Annotated in this window: 13 protein-coding genes; 4 read left to right on the plus strand and 9 right to left on the minus strand. The window is 59.8% G+C overall.

The annotated features are described in order from the left end of the window. Nucleotides 1-3: 3 nt before the first annotated feature. The 3 genes from ACA062_RS26845 to ACA062_RS26855 all read left to right on the plus strand — a co-directional run bounded on the left by ACA062_RS26845 (nt 4) and on the right by ACA062_RS26855 (nt 5,598). Complete coding sequence (locus ACA062_RS26845) at nt 4-1,104, plus strand: DUF1513 domain-containing protein (RefSeq protein ID WP_497453747.1); 1,101 nt, start codon at nt 4-6, stop codon at nt 1,102-1,104. Between the two features lie 305 nt (nt 1,105-1,409). After that, on the plus strand, nt 1,410-2,558 hold the full coding sequence (locus tag ACA062_RS26850; RefSeq protein ID WP_497453748.1) for an efflux RND transporter periplasmic adaptor subunit: 1,149 nt from the start codon (nt 1,410-1,412) through the stop codon (nt 2,556-2,558). A gap of 13 nt (nt 2,559-2,571) precedes the next feature. Next, nucleotides 2,572-5,598: a multidrug efflux RND transporter permease subunit gene (locus ACA062_RS26855; RefSeq protein WP_497453749.1), complete on the plus strand. Its 3,027-nt coding sequence runs from the start codon at nt 2,572-2,574 to the stop codon at nt 5,596-5,598. A gap of 158 nt (nt 5,599-5,756) precedes the next feature. On the opposite strand, the gene ACA062_RS26860 is transcribed toward ACA062_RS26855, so the two are convergent. From ACA062_RS26860 to colR, 5 genes are all read right to left on the minus strand, one after another. Then, nucleotides 5,757-5,984: a hypothetical protein gene (locus tag ACA062_RS26860; protein WP_497453750.1), complete on the minus strand. Its 228-nt coding sequence runs from the start codon at nt 5,982-5,984 to the stop codon at nt 5,757-5,759. A gap of 2 nt (nt 5,985-5,986) precedes the next feature. After that, nucleotides 5,987-6,700: a lipopolysaccharide kinase InaA family protein gene (locus ACA062_RS26865; protein WP_497453751.1), complete on the minus strand. Its 714-nt coding sequence runs from the start codon at nt 6,698-6,700 to the stop codon at nt 5,987-5,989. A gap of 3 nt (nt 6,701-6,703) precedes the next feature. Then, nucleotides 6,704-7,372: a class I SAM-dependent methyltransferase gene (locus ACA062_RS26870; protein ID WP_497457501.1), complete on the minus strand. Its 669-nt coding sequence runs from the start codon at nt 7,370-7,372 to the stop codon at nt 6,704-6,706. A gap of 157 nt (nt 7,373-7,529) precedes the next feature. Next, entirely contained in the window at nt 7,530-8,810 is a 1,281-nt protein-coding gene (locus tag ACA062_RS26875; protein WP_497453752.1) for a sensor histidine kinase, read from the minus strand. Further along, on the minus strand, nt 8,800-9,483 hold the full coding sequence (colR, locus tag ACA062_RS26880) for a two-component system response regulator ColR (RefSeq protein WP_008032118.1): 684 nt from the start codon (nt 9,481-9,483) through the stop codon (nt 8,800-8,802). The genes ACA062_RS26875 and colR overlap by 11 nt, the downstream gene beginning before the upstream one ends. A gap of 208 nt (nt 9,484-9,691) precedes the next feature. Between colR and ACA062_RS26885 the strand changes: the two genes are divergently transcribed. Further along, nucleotides 9,692-10,435, plus strand: a complete 744-nt coding sequence (locus ACA062_RS26885; protein ID WP_497453753.1) for a phosphatase PAP2 family protein — start codon at nt 9,692-9,694, stop codon at nt 10,433-10,435. A gap of 216 nt (nt 10,436-10,651) precedes the next feature. Here ACA062_RS26885 and groL read toward each other — a convergent pair whose 3' ends face one another. The 4 genes from groL to ACA062_RS26905 all read right to left on the minus strand — a co-directional run bounded on the left by groL (nt 10,652) and on the right by ACA062_RS26905 (nt 14,159). Further along, entirely contained in the window at nt 10,652-12,295 is a 1,644-nt protein-coding gene (groL, locus tag ACA062_RS26890) for a chaperonin GroEL (RefSeq protein WP_497453754.1), read from the minus strand. Nucleotides 12,296-12,344: 49 nt separating this feature from the next. Next, a complete protein-coding gene (locus ACA062_RS26895) occupies nt 12,345-12,638 on the minus strand; it encodes a co-chaperone GroES (RefSeq protein WP_007898444.1) in 294 nt (97 codons plus the stop codon). Between the two features lie 246 nt (nt 12,639-12,884). Then, the gene (locus tag ACA062_RS26900; RefSeq protein ID WP_128872612.1) at nt 12,885-13,361 is read right to left on the minus strand and encodes an FxsA family protein; all 477 of its coding nucleotides are present in this window, start codon (nt 13,359-13,361) and stop codon (nt 12,885-12,887) included. Nucleotides 13,362-13,427: 66 nt separating this feature from the next. Next, nucleotides 13,428-14,159 (minus strand): HugZ family pyridoxamine 5'-phosphate oxidase, encoded by a 732-nt coding sequence (locus tag ACA062_RS26905; RefSeq protein ID WP_497453755.1) that lies wholly within the window; start codon nt 14,157-14,159, stop codon nt 13,428-13,430. Nucleotides 14,160-14,244: the final 85 nt, after the last annotated feature.

Here is a 14,244-nt window from a genome sequence, read left to right on the forward strand (position 1 = left end):
GCCATGCTGCGACGCCAGGCTCTGACGTTAGGTAGTTTGCTGATGGGAGCCGTGACACTGGGCGGCTGGACGCTGTTCAGGCAAAAGGACAAAAGCCCGCTGCTGCTCTCGGCGCGGGACGATGGCGACGGCAAGCACTACGCCGTCGGTTATCGGCTGGACGGCACCCGGGTGTTCGCCACCCGGGTCGGCCAGCGCTGCCACGACATCATCAACCACCCGACGCTGCCGATTGCAGTGTTCGTCGCCCGCCGTCCGGGCACCGAGAGCTACCTGATCGACCTGCGCGACGGCACGCTGCTGCAAACCGTGGTCTCACAGCCGAACCGGCACTTTTACGGTCACGCGGTGATTCACCCGAGCGGCGACTGGCTGTACGCCACCTTGAACGACACCTCCGATCCGGGGCGTGGCTTGCTCGGGGTGTACAGGTTCGAAGGTGAACGGCTGGTGCACGCCGGCGAGCTGTCGACCCATGGCATCGGCCCGCATCAGGTGTCGTGGATGCCCGATGGCGAAACCCTGGTGGTGGCCAACGGCGGCATTCGTACCGAGGCCGAAAGCCGGGTCGAAATGAACCTCGACGCCATGGAACCGAGCCTGGTGCTGATGCAACGCGATGGCACCCTGCTGAGCAAGGAAACCCTGGCCCAGCCAATGAACAGCGTGCGCCACCTGGGGATCGCCAGCGACGGCACCATCGTCGCCGGCCAGCAGTTCATGGGGCCGTCCCATGAGTCTTCGGAGCTGCTGGCGATCAAGCGTCCCGGCCAGCCGTTCGTGGCCTTCCCGGTGCCTGAACATCAATTGCAGGCGATGGGGCATTACACCGCCAGCGTCGCGGTCCACAGTGACTTGCGGCTGGTTGCCTTGACCGCGCCGCGCGGCAACCGCTTTTTCATCTGGGACATGGACAGTGGCGAAGTACGCCTGGATGCGCCGCTGCCCGATTGCGCCGGGGTCGGTGCGGTGGCCGACGGGTTTGTCGTGACCTCGGGGCAGGGACGGTGCCGCTACTACGACTGCCGCCAGACGGATCTGGTTGCTAAACCCCTTGAGCTGCCTGCGGGGCTCTGGGACAACCACCTTCATCTGATAGCGTGAGTAACGCCGAAAAGATCGCAGCCTGCGGCAGCTCCTACATTGGAATGCGTACCCCTGTAGGAGCTGGCTTGCCAGCGAGGGCGATCTCAAGATCACCACAACATCCAGCGGCCCCTTCGCCGGCAAGCCGGCTCCTACAATAGCGAAGGCGATCTCAAGATCACCACAACATCCAGCGTCCCCTTCGCCGGCAAGCCGGCTCCTACATGGATCGGGGAAACCCGGAAACATCCATTGGAATCACCTACGCACTCGGAGTAATGTGCCGGACTGTATGCCCTGATTTTCTCCAAGGAAGTGGAAATATGCTGCGTCGCCGCATGTTGATCATGTTGGGTGTTGTTCTGCTGATCGTGCTGGTCCTGGCCGGTTACAAAGCCTTCTCCATCTACACGATGATTCAGGGCTTTTCCGCGCCGAAACCGCCGATCAGTGTCGCTGTGGCCACGGCCACCGAACAGCCGTGGCAAGACCGTCTGCCGACCGTCGGCACGCTCAAGGCCCTGCAAGGCGTGGACCTGAGCCTGGAGACCGACGGCACCGTCATCGACTTGCAGTTCGAGTCAGGGCAGAAGGTCAAGGCCGGTCAACCCCTCCTGCGACTCGACAGCGCCGTGGAAAGTGCCTTGCTGGAAACTGCCCTGGCCGACCTCGGGCTGGCCCAACTCGATTACGGTCGCGGTAGCCAACTGGTGGGCAGCCAGGCCATTTCCAAAGGTGAATTCGACCGACTCTCGGCGGTGTTGAAAAAGAGCAAGGCCACGGTCAATCAGCTCAAGGCGGCGCTCGGTAAAAAAAGCATCCTGGCACCATTCAGCGGCACCATCGGCATTCGCCAGGTGGACGTCGGCGACTACGTGGCCAGCGGCACCATGATTGCCACCCTGCAAGACTTGAGCAGTCTCTATGTCGACTTCTTCGTGCCAGAGCAGTCAGTGCCGAAGATAGCCATCGGGCAGCCGGTGCAGATCATTGCCTCGGCCTATCCGACGCAAAGCTTCCCCGGCACCATCACTGCAATCAACCCGAAAGTCGAAAACAGCACGCGCAACGTTCAGGTCCGCGCCACCCTGGCCAACCCTGACGGCAAGCTGCTGCCCGGGATGTTTGCCAGCCTGCAGGTGATGTTGCCCGACCCGCAGCCACGCATCGTGGTGCCGGAAAGTGCGATCACCTACACCTTATATGGCAATTCGATCTACGTCGTCGCGCAGAAAAAAGCCGAAGACGGCAACCTGGAAAAAGACGACAAGGGCCAACCGATCCTGATCGCCGAACGGCGTTTCATCGAAACCGGCGAGCGCCGTGATGGGCAGGTGATGATCACCAAAGGTGTGCAGAACGGCGAAAAAGTGGTCACGGCCGGCCAGATCAAACTGGACAACGGCGCGCACATTGCCATCAGCGACGACAAGACTTTAGCCGAGAAGAACAGCCCGCCGCGCGTGGACTGATCAAGGAATCCCCATGGCTTTTACCGACCCGTTCATCCGCCGCCCGGTGCTCGCCACCGTGGTCAGCCTGTTGATTGTGCTGCTGGGCTTTCAGGCCTGGAGCAAGCTTCCACTGCGCCAGTATCCGCAAATGGAAAACGCCCTGATCACGGTGACCACGGCTTACCCCGGGGCCAACGCCGAGACTATCCAGGGCTACATCACCCAACCGATGCAACAGAGTCTGGCCAGCGCCGAGGGCATCGACTACATGACCTCGGTCAGTCGCCAGAACTTCTCGGTGATCTCGATCTACGCGCGCATCGGCGCCAACAGCGACCGCTTGTTCACCGAACTGTTGGCCAAGGCCAACGAGGTGAAGAACCAACTGCCCCAGGACGCCGAAGACCCGGTCCTGAGCAAGGAAGCCGCCGATGCCTCGGCGCTGATGTACATCAGCTTCTTCAGCAAGGAGCTGAGCAACCCGCAGATTACCGACTACCTGTCGCGGGTCATCCAGCCAAAACTGGCGACCTTGCCCGGCATGGCCGAAGCCGAAATCCTCGGTAACCAGGTATTCGCCATGCGCCTGTGGCTGGACCCGGTGAAACTGGCCGGTTTCGGCCTGAGCGCCAGCGACGTCACCGATGCCGTGCGCCAGTACAACTTCCTCTCCGCTGCCGGCGAAGTGAAGGGCGAGTACGTGGTCACCAGCATCAACGCCAACACCGAGCTCAAATCCGCCGACGCCTTTGCCGCGATCCCGCTCAAGGTCGATGGCGACAGTCGCGTCCTGCTCAGGGATGTCGCGCGGGTGGAAATGGGCGCGGAGAACTACGACTCCATCAGCTCCTTCGGCGGCACCCCCTCGGTGTACATCGGCATCAAGGCCACGCCCGGCGCCAACCCGCTGGATGTGATCAAGGAAGTGCGCAAGATCATGCCGGACCTGGAAGCCCAGCTACCGCCGAACCTCAAGGGTGAAATCGCCTACGACGCCACGTTGTTCATCCAGGCCTCGATCGACGAAGTGGTGAAAACCCTATTCGAAGCGGTGCTGATCGTGATTGTGGTGGTGTTCCTGTTCCTCGGGGCGCTGCGCTCGGTGGTGATCCCGGTGGTCACCATCCCGCTGTCGATGATCGGCGTGATGTTCTTCATGCAGATGATGGGTTATTCGATCAACCTGCTGACCCTGCTGGCGATGGTGTTGGCCATCGGCCTGGTGGTGGACGACGCCATCGTGGTGGTGGAAAACATTCACCGACACATCGAAGAGGGCAAGACGCCGCTGGATGCGGCCATCGAAGGCGCCAGGGAAATCGCCATGCCGGTGGTCTCGATGACCATCACCCTGGCCGCGGTCTATGCGCCGATCGGCTTCCTGACGGGGCTGACCGGGGCGCTGTTCAAGGAGTTCGCCCTGACCCTGGCCGGGGCGGTGGTGATCTCGGGCGTCGTCGCCCTGACCCTGTCGCCGATGATGTGCGCCTTCCTGCTGCGCCACGATGAAAACCCCAGCGGCCTGGCCCATCGCCTGGATCGGATTTTCGAAGGACTCAAGCGCCGTTACCAGCGCCTGCTGCACGGCACGCTCGCCACCCGGCCGGTGGTGCTGGTGTTTGCGGTGATCGTACTGTGCCTGATCCCGGTACTGCTCAAGTTCACCAAGTCGGAACTGGCACCGGATGAGGATCAGGGCATTATCTTCATGATGGCCAATGCCCCGCAGCCGACCAACCTCGACTACCTGAGCGCCTACACCGACGAGTTCATCACGATCTTCAAGACGTTTCCCGAGTACTACTCCTCGTTCCAGATCAATGGCTTCAACGGCGTGCAATCGGGCATCGGCGGCTTCCTGCTCAAGCCGTGGAACGAGCGCAGCCGTACGCAAATGCAGATCCTGCCCGAGGTCCAGAGCAAACTGGAGCGCATTGCCGGGCTACAGATTTTCGGCTTCAACCTGCCCTCCCTGCCGGGTACTGGCGAGGGCTTGCCGTTTCAGTTCGTCATCAACTCCGCCAACGACTACGAGTCGCTGCTGCAAGTGACTGACCGGGTGAAAAAGCGCGCGCTGGAATCGGGCAAGTTCGCCTTTGTCGACGTCGACCTGGCCTTCGACAAGCCCGAAGTGGTGGTGGATATCGATCGCGCCAAAGCCGCACAGATGGGCGTGTCCATGCAAAATCTGGGCGGCACGCTGGCGACGTTGCTGGGTGAAGCGGAGATCAACCGCTTCACCATCGAAGGTCGCAGCTACAAAGTCATCGCGCAGGTCGAGCGGCCTTTCCGGGATAACCCCGACTGGCTGAACAACTATTACGTCAAAAATACCCAGGGCGAACTACTGGCCCTGTCGACCCTGATTACCGTGACCGACCGGGCGCGTCCACGGCAATTGAACCAGTTCCAGCAACTCAACTCGGCGATTCTTTCCGGGGTGCCGCTGGTCAGCATGGGCGAAGCCATCGACACCGTGCGCCAGATCGCCCAGCAAGAGGCACCGGTGGGTTACGCCTTCGACTACGCCGGCGCATCACGGCAATACGTCCAGGAAGGCAGTGCATTGTGGGTCACCTTCGCCCTCGCGCTGGCGATCATTTTCCTGGTACTGGCCGCCCAGTTCGAAAGCTTCCGCGATCCGCTGGTGATCCTGGTCACCGTGCCGCTGTCGATCTGCGGCGCGTTGATTCCGTTGTTCCTGGGCTGGTCGAGCATGAACATCTACACCCAGGTCGGTCTGGTGACCTTGATCGGGTTGATCAGCAAACACGGGATCCTGATCGTCGAATTTGCCAACCAGTTACGCAAGGACAAAGGCCTGACGCCACGCGAGGCCGTGGAGGAAGCCGCGGCCATTCGACTGCGTCCTGTGTTGATGACGACCGCCGCCATGGTGTTCGGCATGGTGCCGTTGATCATCGCCACCGGTGCGGGCGCGGTCAGCCGGTTCGACATCGGTATGGTGATCGCTACGGGGATGTCGATCGGGACGTTGTTCACGCTGTTTGTGTTGCCGTGCGTGTACACATTGCTGGCTAAACCCGACAACCCCTAAGATCAAAAGATCAAAAGATCAAAAGATCGCAGCCTGCGGCAGCTCCTACCTTGGAATGCGTACACCCTGTAGGAGCTGCCGCAGGCTGCGATCTTTTGATCTTGCGTCAAATAAAAGGCCTCGCATTGGCGAGGCCTTTTATTTGGGCTTCAATCTGTTCAACTCTGCGGCCTCAGTCCTTGAGAAAGTCCGAACATGAACAGCAATAAATCATGATCGGGTTGGGTGGCCACGGTTGCCTTCGCAACCCGTGGCATGGGACAACGCGCGTCCCCATTCATCGAACTGAGGATGCGCGGGCGAGGTTGCTCCCAAGCCGCCAGCGCCAGTGAAGCAACTGCCAAGGCTCCTACCAGGAACAAACCTCGTGCAATTTCGAGTTTCATTGCTATAAACCCTTGATAGCGCTGCCAAACGCCGTCTCATAAAAGTAGATGAGTTTTTGCCAGTCCGTCGTGCTGAACGACGAGTGGCGGCGCAATTGCTTCATGTCATGGGAGGCCGCACGACGCGCGGTCAACCGCTGCCGGCACTTCTCCAGGTCGATCAAGGCCACCTCGACCCTGGCCGCATCGCCCTCGCCGGTGACCCGGACGAACACGTGCTTGATGTAAATGCAGCTGTGCTGCCAACGGCCCTTGTGCATGCGGGCCAGATTCTCGGCCAGGTCCTTGAGCACGCGATCATGCACCGCTTCGCCGTGGCGTTCACGACCGCCGCCGGCATACCAATGTTCGATTTCCTCAAAGCCGTCCAGTGACTTGGTCACCAGCAGGGCACGCCATTTGTGCACCGGGTCGCGCTGCGCACCGCAGAACACAATTTGCGGAACGCGCACGTCGATCTGGCTCAGACCGATCAGCGCATCACGTTCGCGCAATACCGTCGGCCGACCAAACGGATGCTGCCAGCTGCGATAAATGTGCCCGGTCTGTCGTTTAGTGTAGAGCAGGTTTCCATCGCTGCCCCGAACGCGCTGCACACCACTTTCGCCACCGCGCCGGACGTTGGGCTCTTCTACCCATTCGCCGCGCAGATTCCAGAAATAGTCGAAGCGCTCCTGGGGAGCGATTTCCGATCCTGCTGCACATTGCACTGCCATTTGTTACCTCTTGCGTAATACGTAAACTCGCCACATGGCATAGAGCGGTAAAAAATCCAGACGTTGCTGGATACGGAATCCCGCCTGCTCGAATTCCTTTTCGACCGTAGCAGCCGGTAACACAAAACGATTTTGGTAACTGACCTGCCCACGGGTACCTTCAAGCCGCTTGCGTTTCCACGCTTTGAAGTTGCCGTCCACCCACAATGAAAGAATCACGCTGTCACGGGTGACACGCTCGAACTCACGCAAAATGGCCAGTCGATGCTCGGCTTCACCGATGTGGTGGAGTAAACGCATGCAGAAAATGCTGTCGACGGCGTTATCGGGCAAGGCAATGTCGAAAGCAGAAGTGTGCAAGGGTTGTACCCGTTTCACCACGTCGGCAGGTTGCGCCTGCAGGGCAATCTTGATCATCGATTCGGAGTTGTCGGCTCCGATGATGGCGCGATTGGCTTTTTCCGCCAGCAATGGCCAGAAACGCCCCGCGCCACAGGGTAAATCGAGGACCAGCCCCGGCTCCCCAACCAGTTTGAGCGCCTGTCGCGCCATATGCTCATCACGCCAATGCGACAGGCGGCGAGCGAGGCCAGCCTGATGCTTGCGCAAGTAGTGTTGAGCGTGTTGATCGTCGTACTTTTCGGAAAAATCGAGTTTGATCGGGCCGTCCATCATCAGGTCTCCAGAACATCTGATGGACCCACGATAGGCAGCGCCGTGTCGGTGTCAGGTCATACCTTTGTGAAAAAATTGTCATGTAAAATGTCAAATTATTTCGAGGTTTTACAGGGAGACAGTGATAGCTCTGGGCCATCAACGAAACACTTGATCAGGTTGCGCCCTGGCTCAACTCCACCTGAAAGCGGCAGCCGTTGGGTTCCATGGTCGTCAGACTGACGCTCCAACCCTGGTTTTCGCAAATCCGCTGCACCAGCGACAGACCCAGCCCCAGGCCCTCGCCGCGCTTCTCGTGGCCCCGCACGAATGGCTCGAACATCGCTTCGCGTTTTTCCTCGGGAATGCCGACGCCACTGTCCTCGACCACAAAACCGGTGGTCGTCAGGGTCAAGCGGATGAACCCCTGTTCGGTGTAATGCAGGGCGTTACGCAGCAGGTTGCCCATGACGGCGTGCAGAAGGGTGGCGTTGTAGCGGGTGGTTGCCGGCTCTCCCGCTTCGAAGATCAGGCTCAGCCCCTTGGCCTCGATCGGCTCGCGCCACAGATTGAGCAGCCCGTCAGCCACCTGACTCAGGGTTTGTTGCGGCGCCATGCTGGCGTCGTCACGTTGCGCGCGCGCCAGCATCAGGAAGGTTTGCACCAGCTCTCGCATCTCTTCGCAGGCTCGGGCGATTCGCTCGACCTGAGCACGACCCCGTTGATCGAGACCGGGATTTTCCAGCAACAACTCACAGGAACTGGCCAGCACCATCAACGGCGTGCGCAGTTCGTGGCTGACGTCACTGGTGAACAAGCGCTCGCGGGACAACGCCTGGCGCAAGCGCCCCAAGGTCGCGTCGAAGGCGACGGCCAGCTCCCCGACTTCATCGGCGGCGTAATCCGGTGCCAGCGGTGGCGCCAGCCCCAACAATTGGTCGCGATGACGTACCTGCCGGGCCAACCGCACCACCGGCGCCATGACCTTGCGTGCCAGTACCCAACCGAGAAACACCGCCAACGCCAGGCTCAGCACGAAACCCACCAGTACCACGGCAAACAGCACCCGCTCGCGCTCCTCGAAATCGCTCTGGTCCTGCAACAGCACGTAGCGCCGGCCGTCGACGACTTCGACCATCGCGTGGTACGACAGCTGCTCGCGAAACACTTCGTGAAAACCAGGGTCCAGGTGCCGTAAGTCCTTGGGCAATTCGAAGTCGCCCGGCCCGCCACTGAAATAGAACAGTTGATCCGGCTCCGGTCGATGGCTCCAGTCCGACACACTGTCCATCAGCAGCAGGCGTTGCAGATCGCCGCCCAGACCTGCCGAAATCAGTTTCTCTTCCACCAGGTGCACGGTCGCCACAATGCCCATGGCGAAGGCCCCTGCCACCAATGCGCTCATCAACGCAAAGGCGATGATGATCCGTTGCGCAAGGCTTTGTCTAAACTCCATCACGGCCCTCGGCCAAGCGATAGCCGACACCGTGCACGGTTTGCAGCAAGGGCTTGGCGAACGGCTTGTCGATTACCTGGCGCAATTGGTGGACATGGCTGCGCAGGCTGTCGCTGTCCGGGCAGTCGTCGCCCCACAGCGCCTCTTCGAGAATTTCCCGGCGCAAAACGTGAGGGCTTTTCTGCATCAGCACGGCCAGTAACTTCAGGCCTACCGGATTGAGTTTCAGCAGCCGCCCTTCGCGGGTGACTTCCAGGGTGTCGAGGTCGTAGCTCAGATCGCCGACTTGCAAAGTACGGCGACCGCCACCCTGGGCCCGGCGCATGACCGCTTCGATGCGCGCCGCCAGTTCAGACAGGGCAAAGGGTTTGATCAGGTAATCGTCGGCACCGGACTTGAAGCCTTGCAGGCGGTCGTCCAGTTGATCGCGAGCGGTGAGCATGATCACCGGTGTGTCGCGGCGGGCGTCTTCGCGCAGGCGCTTGCACAGGGTGTAGCCATCGATGCCGGGCAACATGATATCGAGCACGATCAGGTCGTAATGCTCGGTGGCCGCCAGGTGCAGACCTGACAATCCGTCCTGCGCGCAATCCACGGTATAACCCTTGAGCCCCAGGTAATCGGCCAGATTGGCCAGGATATCGCGGTTATCTTCAACCAATAGAATTCTCATGGGAACCTCCTGCGTACACAGTAACGGCCGTCTTGGCCCGCGCAGCTTAAGGCCAAGCGGGGCTCAGGGCCAGAACTGTGTGCAGTTGTAAATCCAGGCCACGACCTTAACGACTTTTTCACTATCGGTTCACAGGCTGACGACAGGAAGAGGCCCAGACTCCGCGCGGCTGCGCTCTTCAGAACATTTCACTGACCAAGGAATTGCCATGGTGTCGACCACTGCCCACCCCGCCTCGCGCCCGCTCGATTTGCGGGTGTGCCTGGGCGTTCCTGCCATCGCGGCGATCATCCTGGTACTGCTTGAACTGACGTCCCTGGACATGGACCTGGCCAGGCTGTTCTATGACCCGGTCGCGGGTGATTTCACAGGGCGCCACAGTTACTTCCTGGAAGACATCCTGCACGACCGCGCCAAGCAAGTGGTCATTGCCTTCTCGGTGTTGGCCATCTTCGGTTTCATCGCCTCTTTTTTCATCAACAGGCTCAAGCCGATCAAACGGGAACTGGGCTGCCTGGTGCTGTCCCTGGCGCTGGCCACCTCCTTTGTCACGCCAGTCAAGGCGCTGACCGCGGTGCAATGCCCGTGGAGCCTTGAACAGTTCGGCGGCCATGAAACCTACAGCGAGCTGCTCAGCCCTCGCCCGCCAACTGACAAACCCGGCCGCTGCTGGCCTGGCGGGCATGCCGCGACCGGTTTCACGCTGTTTGCGCTGTTCTTTGTGCTGCGTGATCGGCGTCCGCGCCTGGCACGCATGGCGTTTGTCTTCGCCTTCACGTTGGGCTCGGTGTTTTCCATCGGCCGGATGATGCAGGGGGCGCATTTCTTTTCGCACAATGTGTGGACGGCGATTTTCTGCTGGTTGATTTGTCTGGGGGCGTATTACTACGTTCTGTATCGGCCGGCCTCGAAGGTGGAGCGCGTACCCGAAGCAAAACCGGTCAACGCCTGAAATACAAAACCAAATGTGGGAGCGAGCTTGCTCGCGATGGGGCCATCGCAGTCGACATCAATGTTGAATGTCAGTCAGTCATCGCGAGCAAGCTCGCTCCCACAGGGGGCTGATGCAGCTTCAAGATCGGGTTGAATAGAAGGCAATAAAAAACCCCGCCTGCTTTCGCAGGCGGGGCTTTTTTATAGGGGTAAGCTTGTACGGGGTAAGGCTGGCTTACATCATGCCGCCCATGCCACCCATACCGCCCATGTCTGGCATGCCGCCGCCAGCTGGGCCGTCTTCCTTGATCTCGGCGATCATGGCTTCGGTGGTGATCATCAGGCTGGCGATGGAAGCCGCTGCCTGAAGAGCCGAACGAGTCACTTTAGCCGGGTCCAGGATACCCATTTCGATCATGTCGCCGTATTCGCCGGTCGCAGCGTTGTAACCGTAGTTACCCGAACCCTGCTTGACCTTGTCGACAACTACGCTTGGCTCGTCACCGGAGTTGGCAACGATCTGGCGCAGTGGCGCTTCAACAGCGCGACGCAGCAACTGGATACCAACGTCCTGATCAGCGTTGTCGCCTTTCAGTTCGGAGATAGCCTGCAGAGCGCGAACCAGTGCCACGCCACCGCCAGGTACCACGCCTTCTTCAACGGCTGCGCGGGTTGCGTGCAGGGCGTCTTCAACGCGGGCTTTCTTCTCTTTCATTTCAACTTCGGAACCAGCGCCAACTTTGATCACTGCAACGCCGCCGGACAGCTTGGCCAGACGCTCTTGCAGTTTTTCACGGTCGTAGTCGGACGAAGTATCAGCCACTTGCTGACGGATCTGCAGAACGCGAGACTGGATGTCAGCCTCAACGCCGGCGCCGTCGATCACGGTGGTGTTTTCCTTGGTCACGGTGACGCGCTTGGCATTACCCAGGTGTTCCAGGGTAGCGCTTTCCAGGCTCAGGCCGATCTCTTCGGAGATAACGGTACCGCCAGTCAGGACAGCGATGTCCTGCAGCATTGCCTTGCGACGGTCGCCGAAGCCAGGCGCCTTGACGGCAACCACTTTAACGATACCGCGCATGTTGTTCACAACCAGAGTCGCCAAGGCTTCGCCTTCAACGTCTTCGCTCACGATCAGCAGTGGGCGGCCGGCTTTGGCAACAGCTTCCAGAACTGGCAACAGTTCACGGATGTTCGAGATCTTTTTGTCGACCAGCAGGATCAGCGGACCGTCCAGCTCGGCAGTCATGGTCTCTGGCTTGTTGACGAAGTACGGGGACAGGTAGCCACGGTCGAACTGCATGCCTTCAACAACCGACAGTTCGTTTTCCAGGCCCGAGCCTTCTTCAACGGTGATCACGCCTTCTTTACCGACTTTTTCCATGGCTTCGGCAATGATGTCGCCGATGGAGCTGTCGGAGTTGGCCGAGATGGTGCCGACCTGAGCGATGGCCTTGGTGTCAGCGCAAGGCTTGGACAGGGCTTTGAGCTCTTTGACGATAGCGATGGTCGCTTTGTCGATACCGCGCTTGAGGTCCATCGGGTTCATGCCGGCAGCGACGGCTTTCAGGCCTTCGTTGACGATCGATTGAGCCAGAACGGTAGCGGTGGTGGTGCCGTCGCCTGCGTCATCGTTTGCACGGGAGGCAACGTCTTTGACCAGCTGCGCGCCCATGTTTTCGAAGCGGTCTTTCAGCTCGATTTCTTTTGCAACGGACACGCCGTCCTTGGTGATGGTCGGAGCGCCGAAGCTCTTCTCGATGATCACGTTACGGCCTTTAGGGCCCAGGGTCGCTTTTACTGCGTCAGCCAGGACGTTGACACCGGCGAGCATTTTCTTGCGGGCGGAATCGCCGAATTTAACTTCTTTAGCAGCCATGATCGATATTCCTTAAATACTTTGTAGTAGCGGGAAAATGAGCGGGGATTCAGCCTTCGATAACAGCGAGAATTTCGCTCTCGCCGATGACCAGCAGGTCTTCGCCGTCGACTTTCACGGTGTTGCTGCCGGAGTAAGGGCCGAACACAACCTTGTCACCCACTTTCACGGCCAGCGCGCGCACTTCACCGTTGTCCAGTGCTTTGCCCGGGCCTACAGCGAGGACTTCGCCCTGGTTTGGCTTTTCAGCAGCCGAACCTGGCAGGACGATACCGCCAGCGGTTTTCTTTTCTTCTTCGCTGCGACGGACGACGACGCGGTCATGCAGAGGACGAAGCTTCATTGTCGATCTCTCCTAATTGTGGTTTTCATCGGCCGGTGTAGTCCCGGCGGGTTTAACAAATCCGGCGAAGCCGGGTGCGGTTTGGCAAGCAAACCGCGGAAGTCTGTCTGGCGTAATTACCAGAAACCTTGCGGTGACAGTTACATAAGGGCGGACAAGCCTATTACAAGGGCGGGGGTCAAAAATTTTTCAGGTTGTCGCACCGAAAATGAACACGGCACCCGAAGGTGCCGTGTGCTGAAACGATTACTTGGGATCGCGGTGTTCGAACTCGCCTTCGATCACGTCCGGTTCGCGCCCCAGCGGCTGACGCGGAGCCGGACCGCCACGGGGTTGCAGGTCATCGGCGAACGCACGCTGGCGTATCGCCTGTTCCTCGGCACGCTGGCGCATTTTATTGGCCAGCAGCCGACGGGAGATCGGCAGCAGCATGATCAGGCCGAGCACGTCAGTGACGAAGCCCGGCAGGATCAACAGACCGCCGGCCAGGGCCAGCATCAGGCCTTCGAGCATGGTCTGGGCCGGCAGCTCGCCGCGGTTCAGGCTTTCACGGGCACGCAGTGCAGTGGCCAGACCGGCGATACGCAGCACGAAGACGCCGAACATCGAGCCGAGAATGACCAGCAGCAGGGCCGGGAAAAACCCGATCGCCCCGCTCACCTTGACGAATACGAACAGCTCCAACACCGGAAACAGTACAAAGAGCAATAAAAAAGGGCGCATCAAATGGTTCCTCAACGCAAGAATGCCTTGCCAGTCTCCCCTAGATGACGTCGCCATTGCGTGAATTCAAGCGTCGGCCACTGCATTTTTCGGCCAATGCTCGGCGTGAGCCAGAAAAACCAAGGCTTCCCGGACTTGTGTCGGCGTATTACATGGTGCCTGGAACGGCAGCCAGTAAAGGCCCTGGCCAATGCGCAGGTGCATGCCCTCGGTGTCGATACCCGCCAGCTGTGCCGGTTCGCTCTTCGGCAGGCCCGCCAGTTCGACGTAGTGGGCGATGGCCTTGGCGTGATCGGCATTCATATGTTCGACCATACTCAACTCGGCCTTGCCGGCGAACGGGTTGGCCAGGGTCAACTGGTCGACCCAGTGAATGGCGCCAAAACCGCCGATGTAACGGTGACGGACCGGTTTGAGTACCCAGAAATCGAAGTCGTGGGCCTTGTGATAGCTCTGCGAATCCGGGAAATAGCGATAGTAACGGTCCGCCGCCGCTTCGATGGCGGCCTCGTCCTCGAGCTTTTCCGCTTCGGCGAGGTAGGTCAGGCGACCAACGGCTTGCACGTCTTCGGCCCCGCGCTCGCCGACGAACAGTGAGCATTTCGGATCTTTTTGCAGATTGTGGGTGTGCTGGGCGATGCGGCTGATAAGGATCAGCGGCCAGCCCTGTTCGTCCAGACAGTACGGAACCACCGAGCCAAACGGGAAACCGGGCATCGCCTTGGAATGCGTCGAGAGCACTCCGCGGTATTCCTTGAGAAGCAATTCTCGGGCATTCTTGGCCGCTTCAACGCTCAATTTATGACTCCTTATATAGAATCCGTCAAAAAAACGGACGGGCATCTGGGATAAGTTCCAGCACGCCAACGGGCAGTTCTCATGT

This window comes from Pseudomonas sp. LBUM1679 (genome assembly GCF_059695565.1).

Coding starts and splice junctions, on each gene's coding strand:
- ACA062_RS26845 (WP_497453747.1), top strand. CDS start 4: ATGCTGCGACGCCAGGCTCTGACGTTAGGTAGTTTGCTGATGGGAGCC.
- ACA062_RS26850 (WP_497453748.1), top strand. CDS start 1,410: ATGCTGCGTCGCCGCATGTTGATCATGTTGGGTGTTGTTCTGCTGATC.
- ACA062_RS26855 (WP_497453749.1), top strand. CDS start 2,572: ATGGCTTTTACCGACCCGTTCATCCGCCGCCCGGTGCTCGCCACCGTG.
- ACA062_RS26860 (WP_497453750.1), bottom strand. CDS start 5,984: ATGAAACTCGAAATTGCACGAGGTTTGTTCCTGGTAGGAGCCTTGGCA.
- ACA062_RS26865 (WP_497453751.1), bottom strand. CDS start 6,700: ATGGCAGTGCAATGTGCAGCAGGATCGGAAATCGCTCCCCAGGAGCGC.
- ACA062_RS26870 (WP_497457501.1), bottom strand. CDS start 7,372: ATGGACGGCCCGATCAAACTCGATTTTTCCGAAAAGTACGACGATCAA.
- ACA062_RS26875 (WP_497453752.1), bottom strand. CDS start 8,810: ATGGAGTTTAGACAAAGCCTTGCGCAACGGATCATCATCGCCTTTGCG.
- colR (WP_008032118.1), bottom strand. CDS start 9,483: ATGAGAATTCTATTGGTTGAAGATAACCGCGATATCCTGGCCAATCTG.
- ACA062_RS26885 (WP_497453753.1), top strand. CDS start 9,692: ATGGTGTCGACCACTGCCCACCCCGCCTCGCGCCCGCTCGATTTGCGG.
- groL (WP_497453754.1), bottom strand. CDS start 12,295: ATGGCTGCTAAAGAAGTTAAATTCGGCGATTCCGCCCGCAAGAAAATG.
- ACA062_RS26895 (WP_007898444.1), bottom strand. CDS start 12,638: ATGAAGCTTCGTCCTCTGCATGACCGCGTCGTCGTCCGTCGCAGCGAA.
- ACA062_RS26900 (WP_128872612.1), bottom strand. CDS start 13,361: ATGCGCCCTTTTTTATTGCTCTTTGTACTGTTTCCGGTGTTGGAGCTG.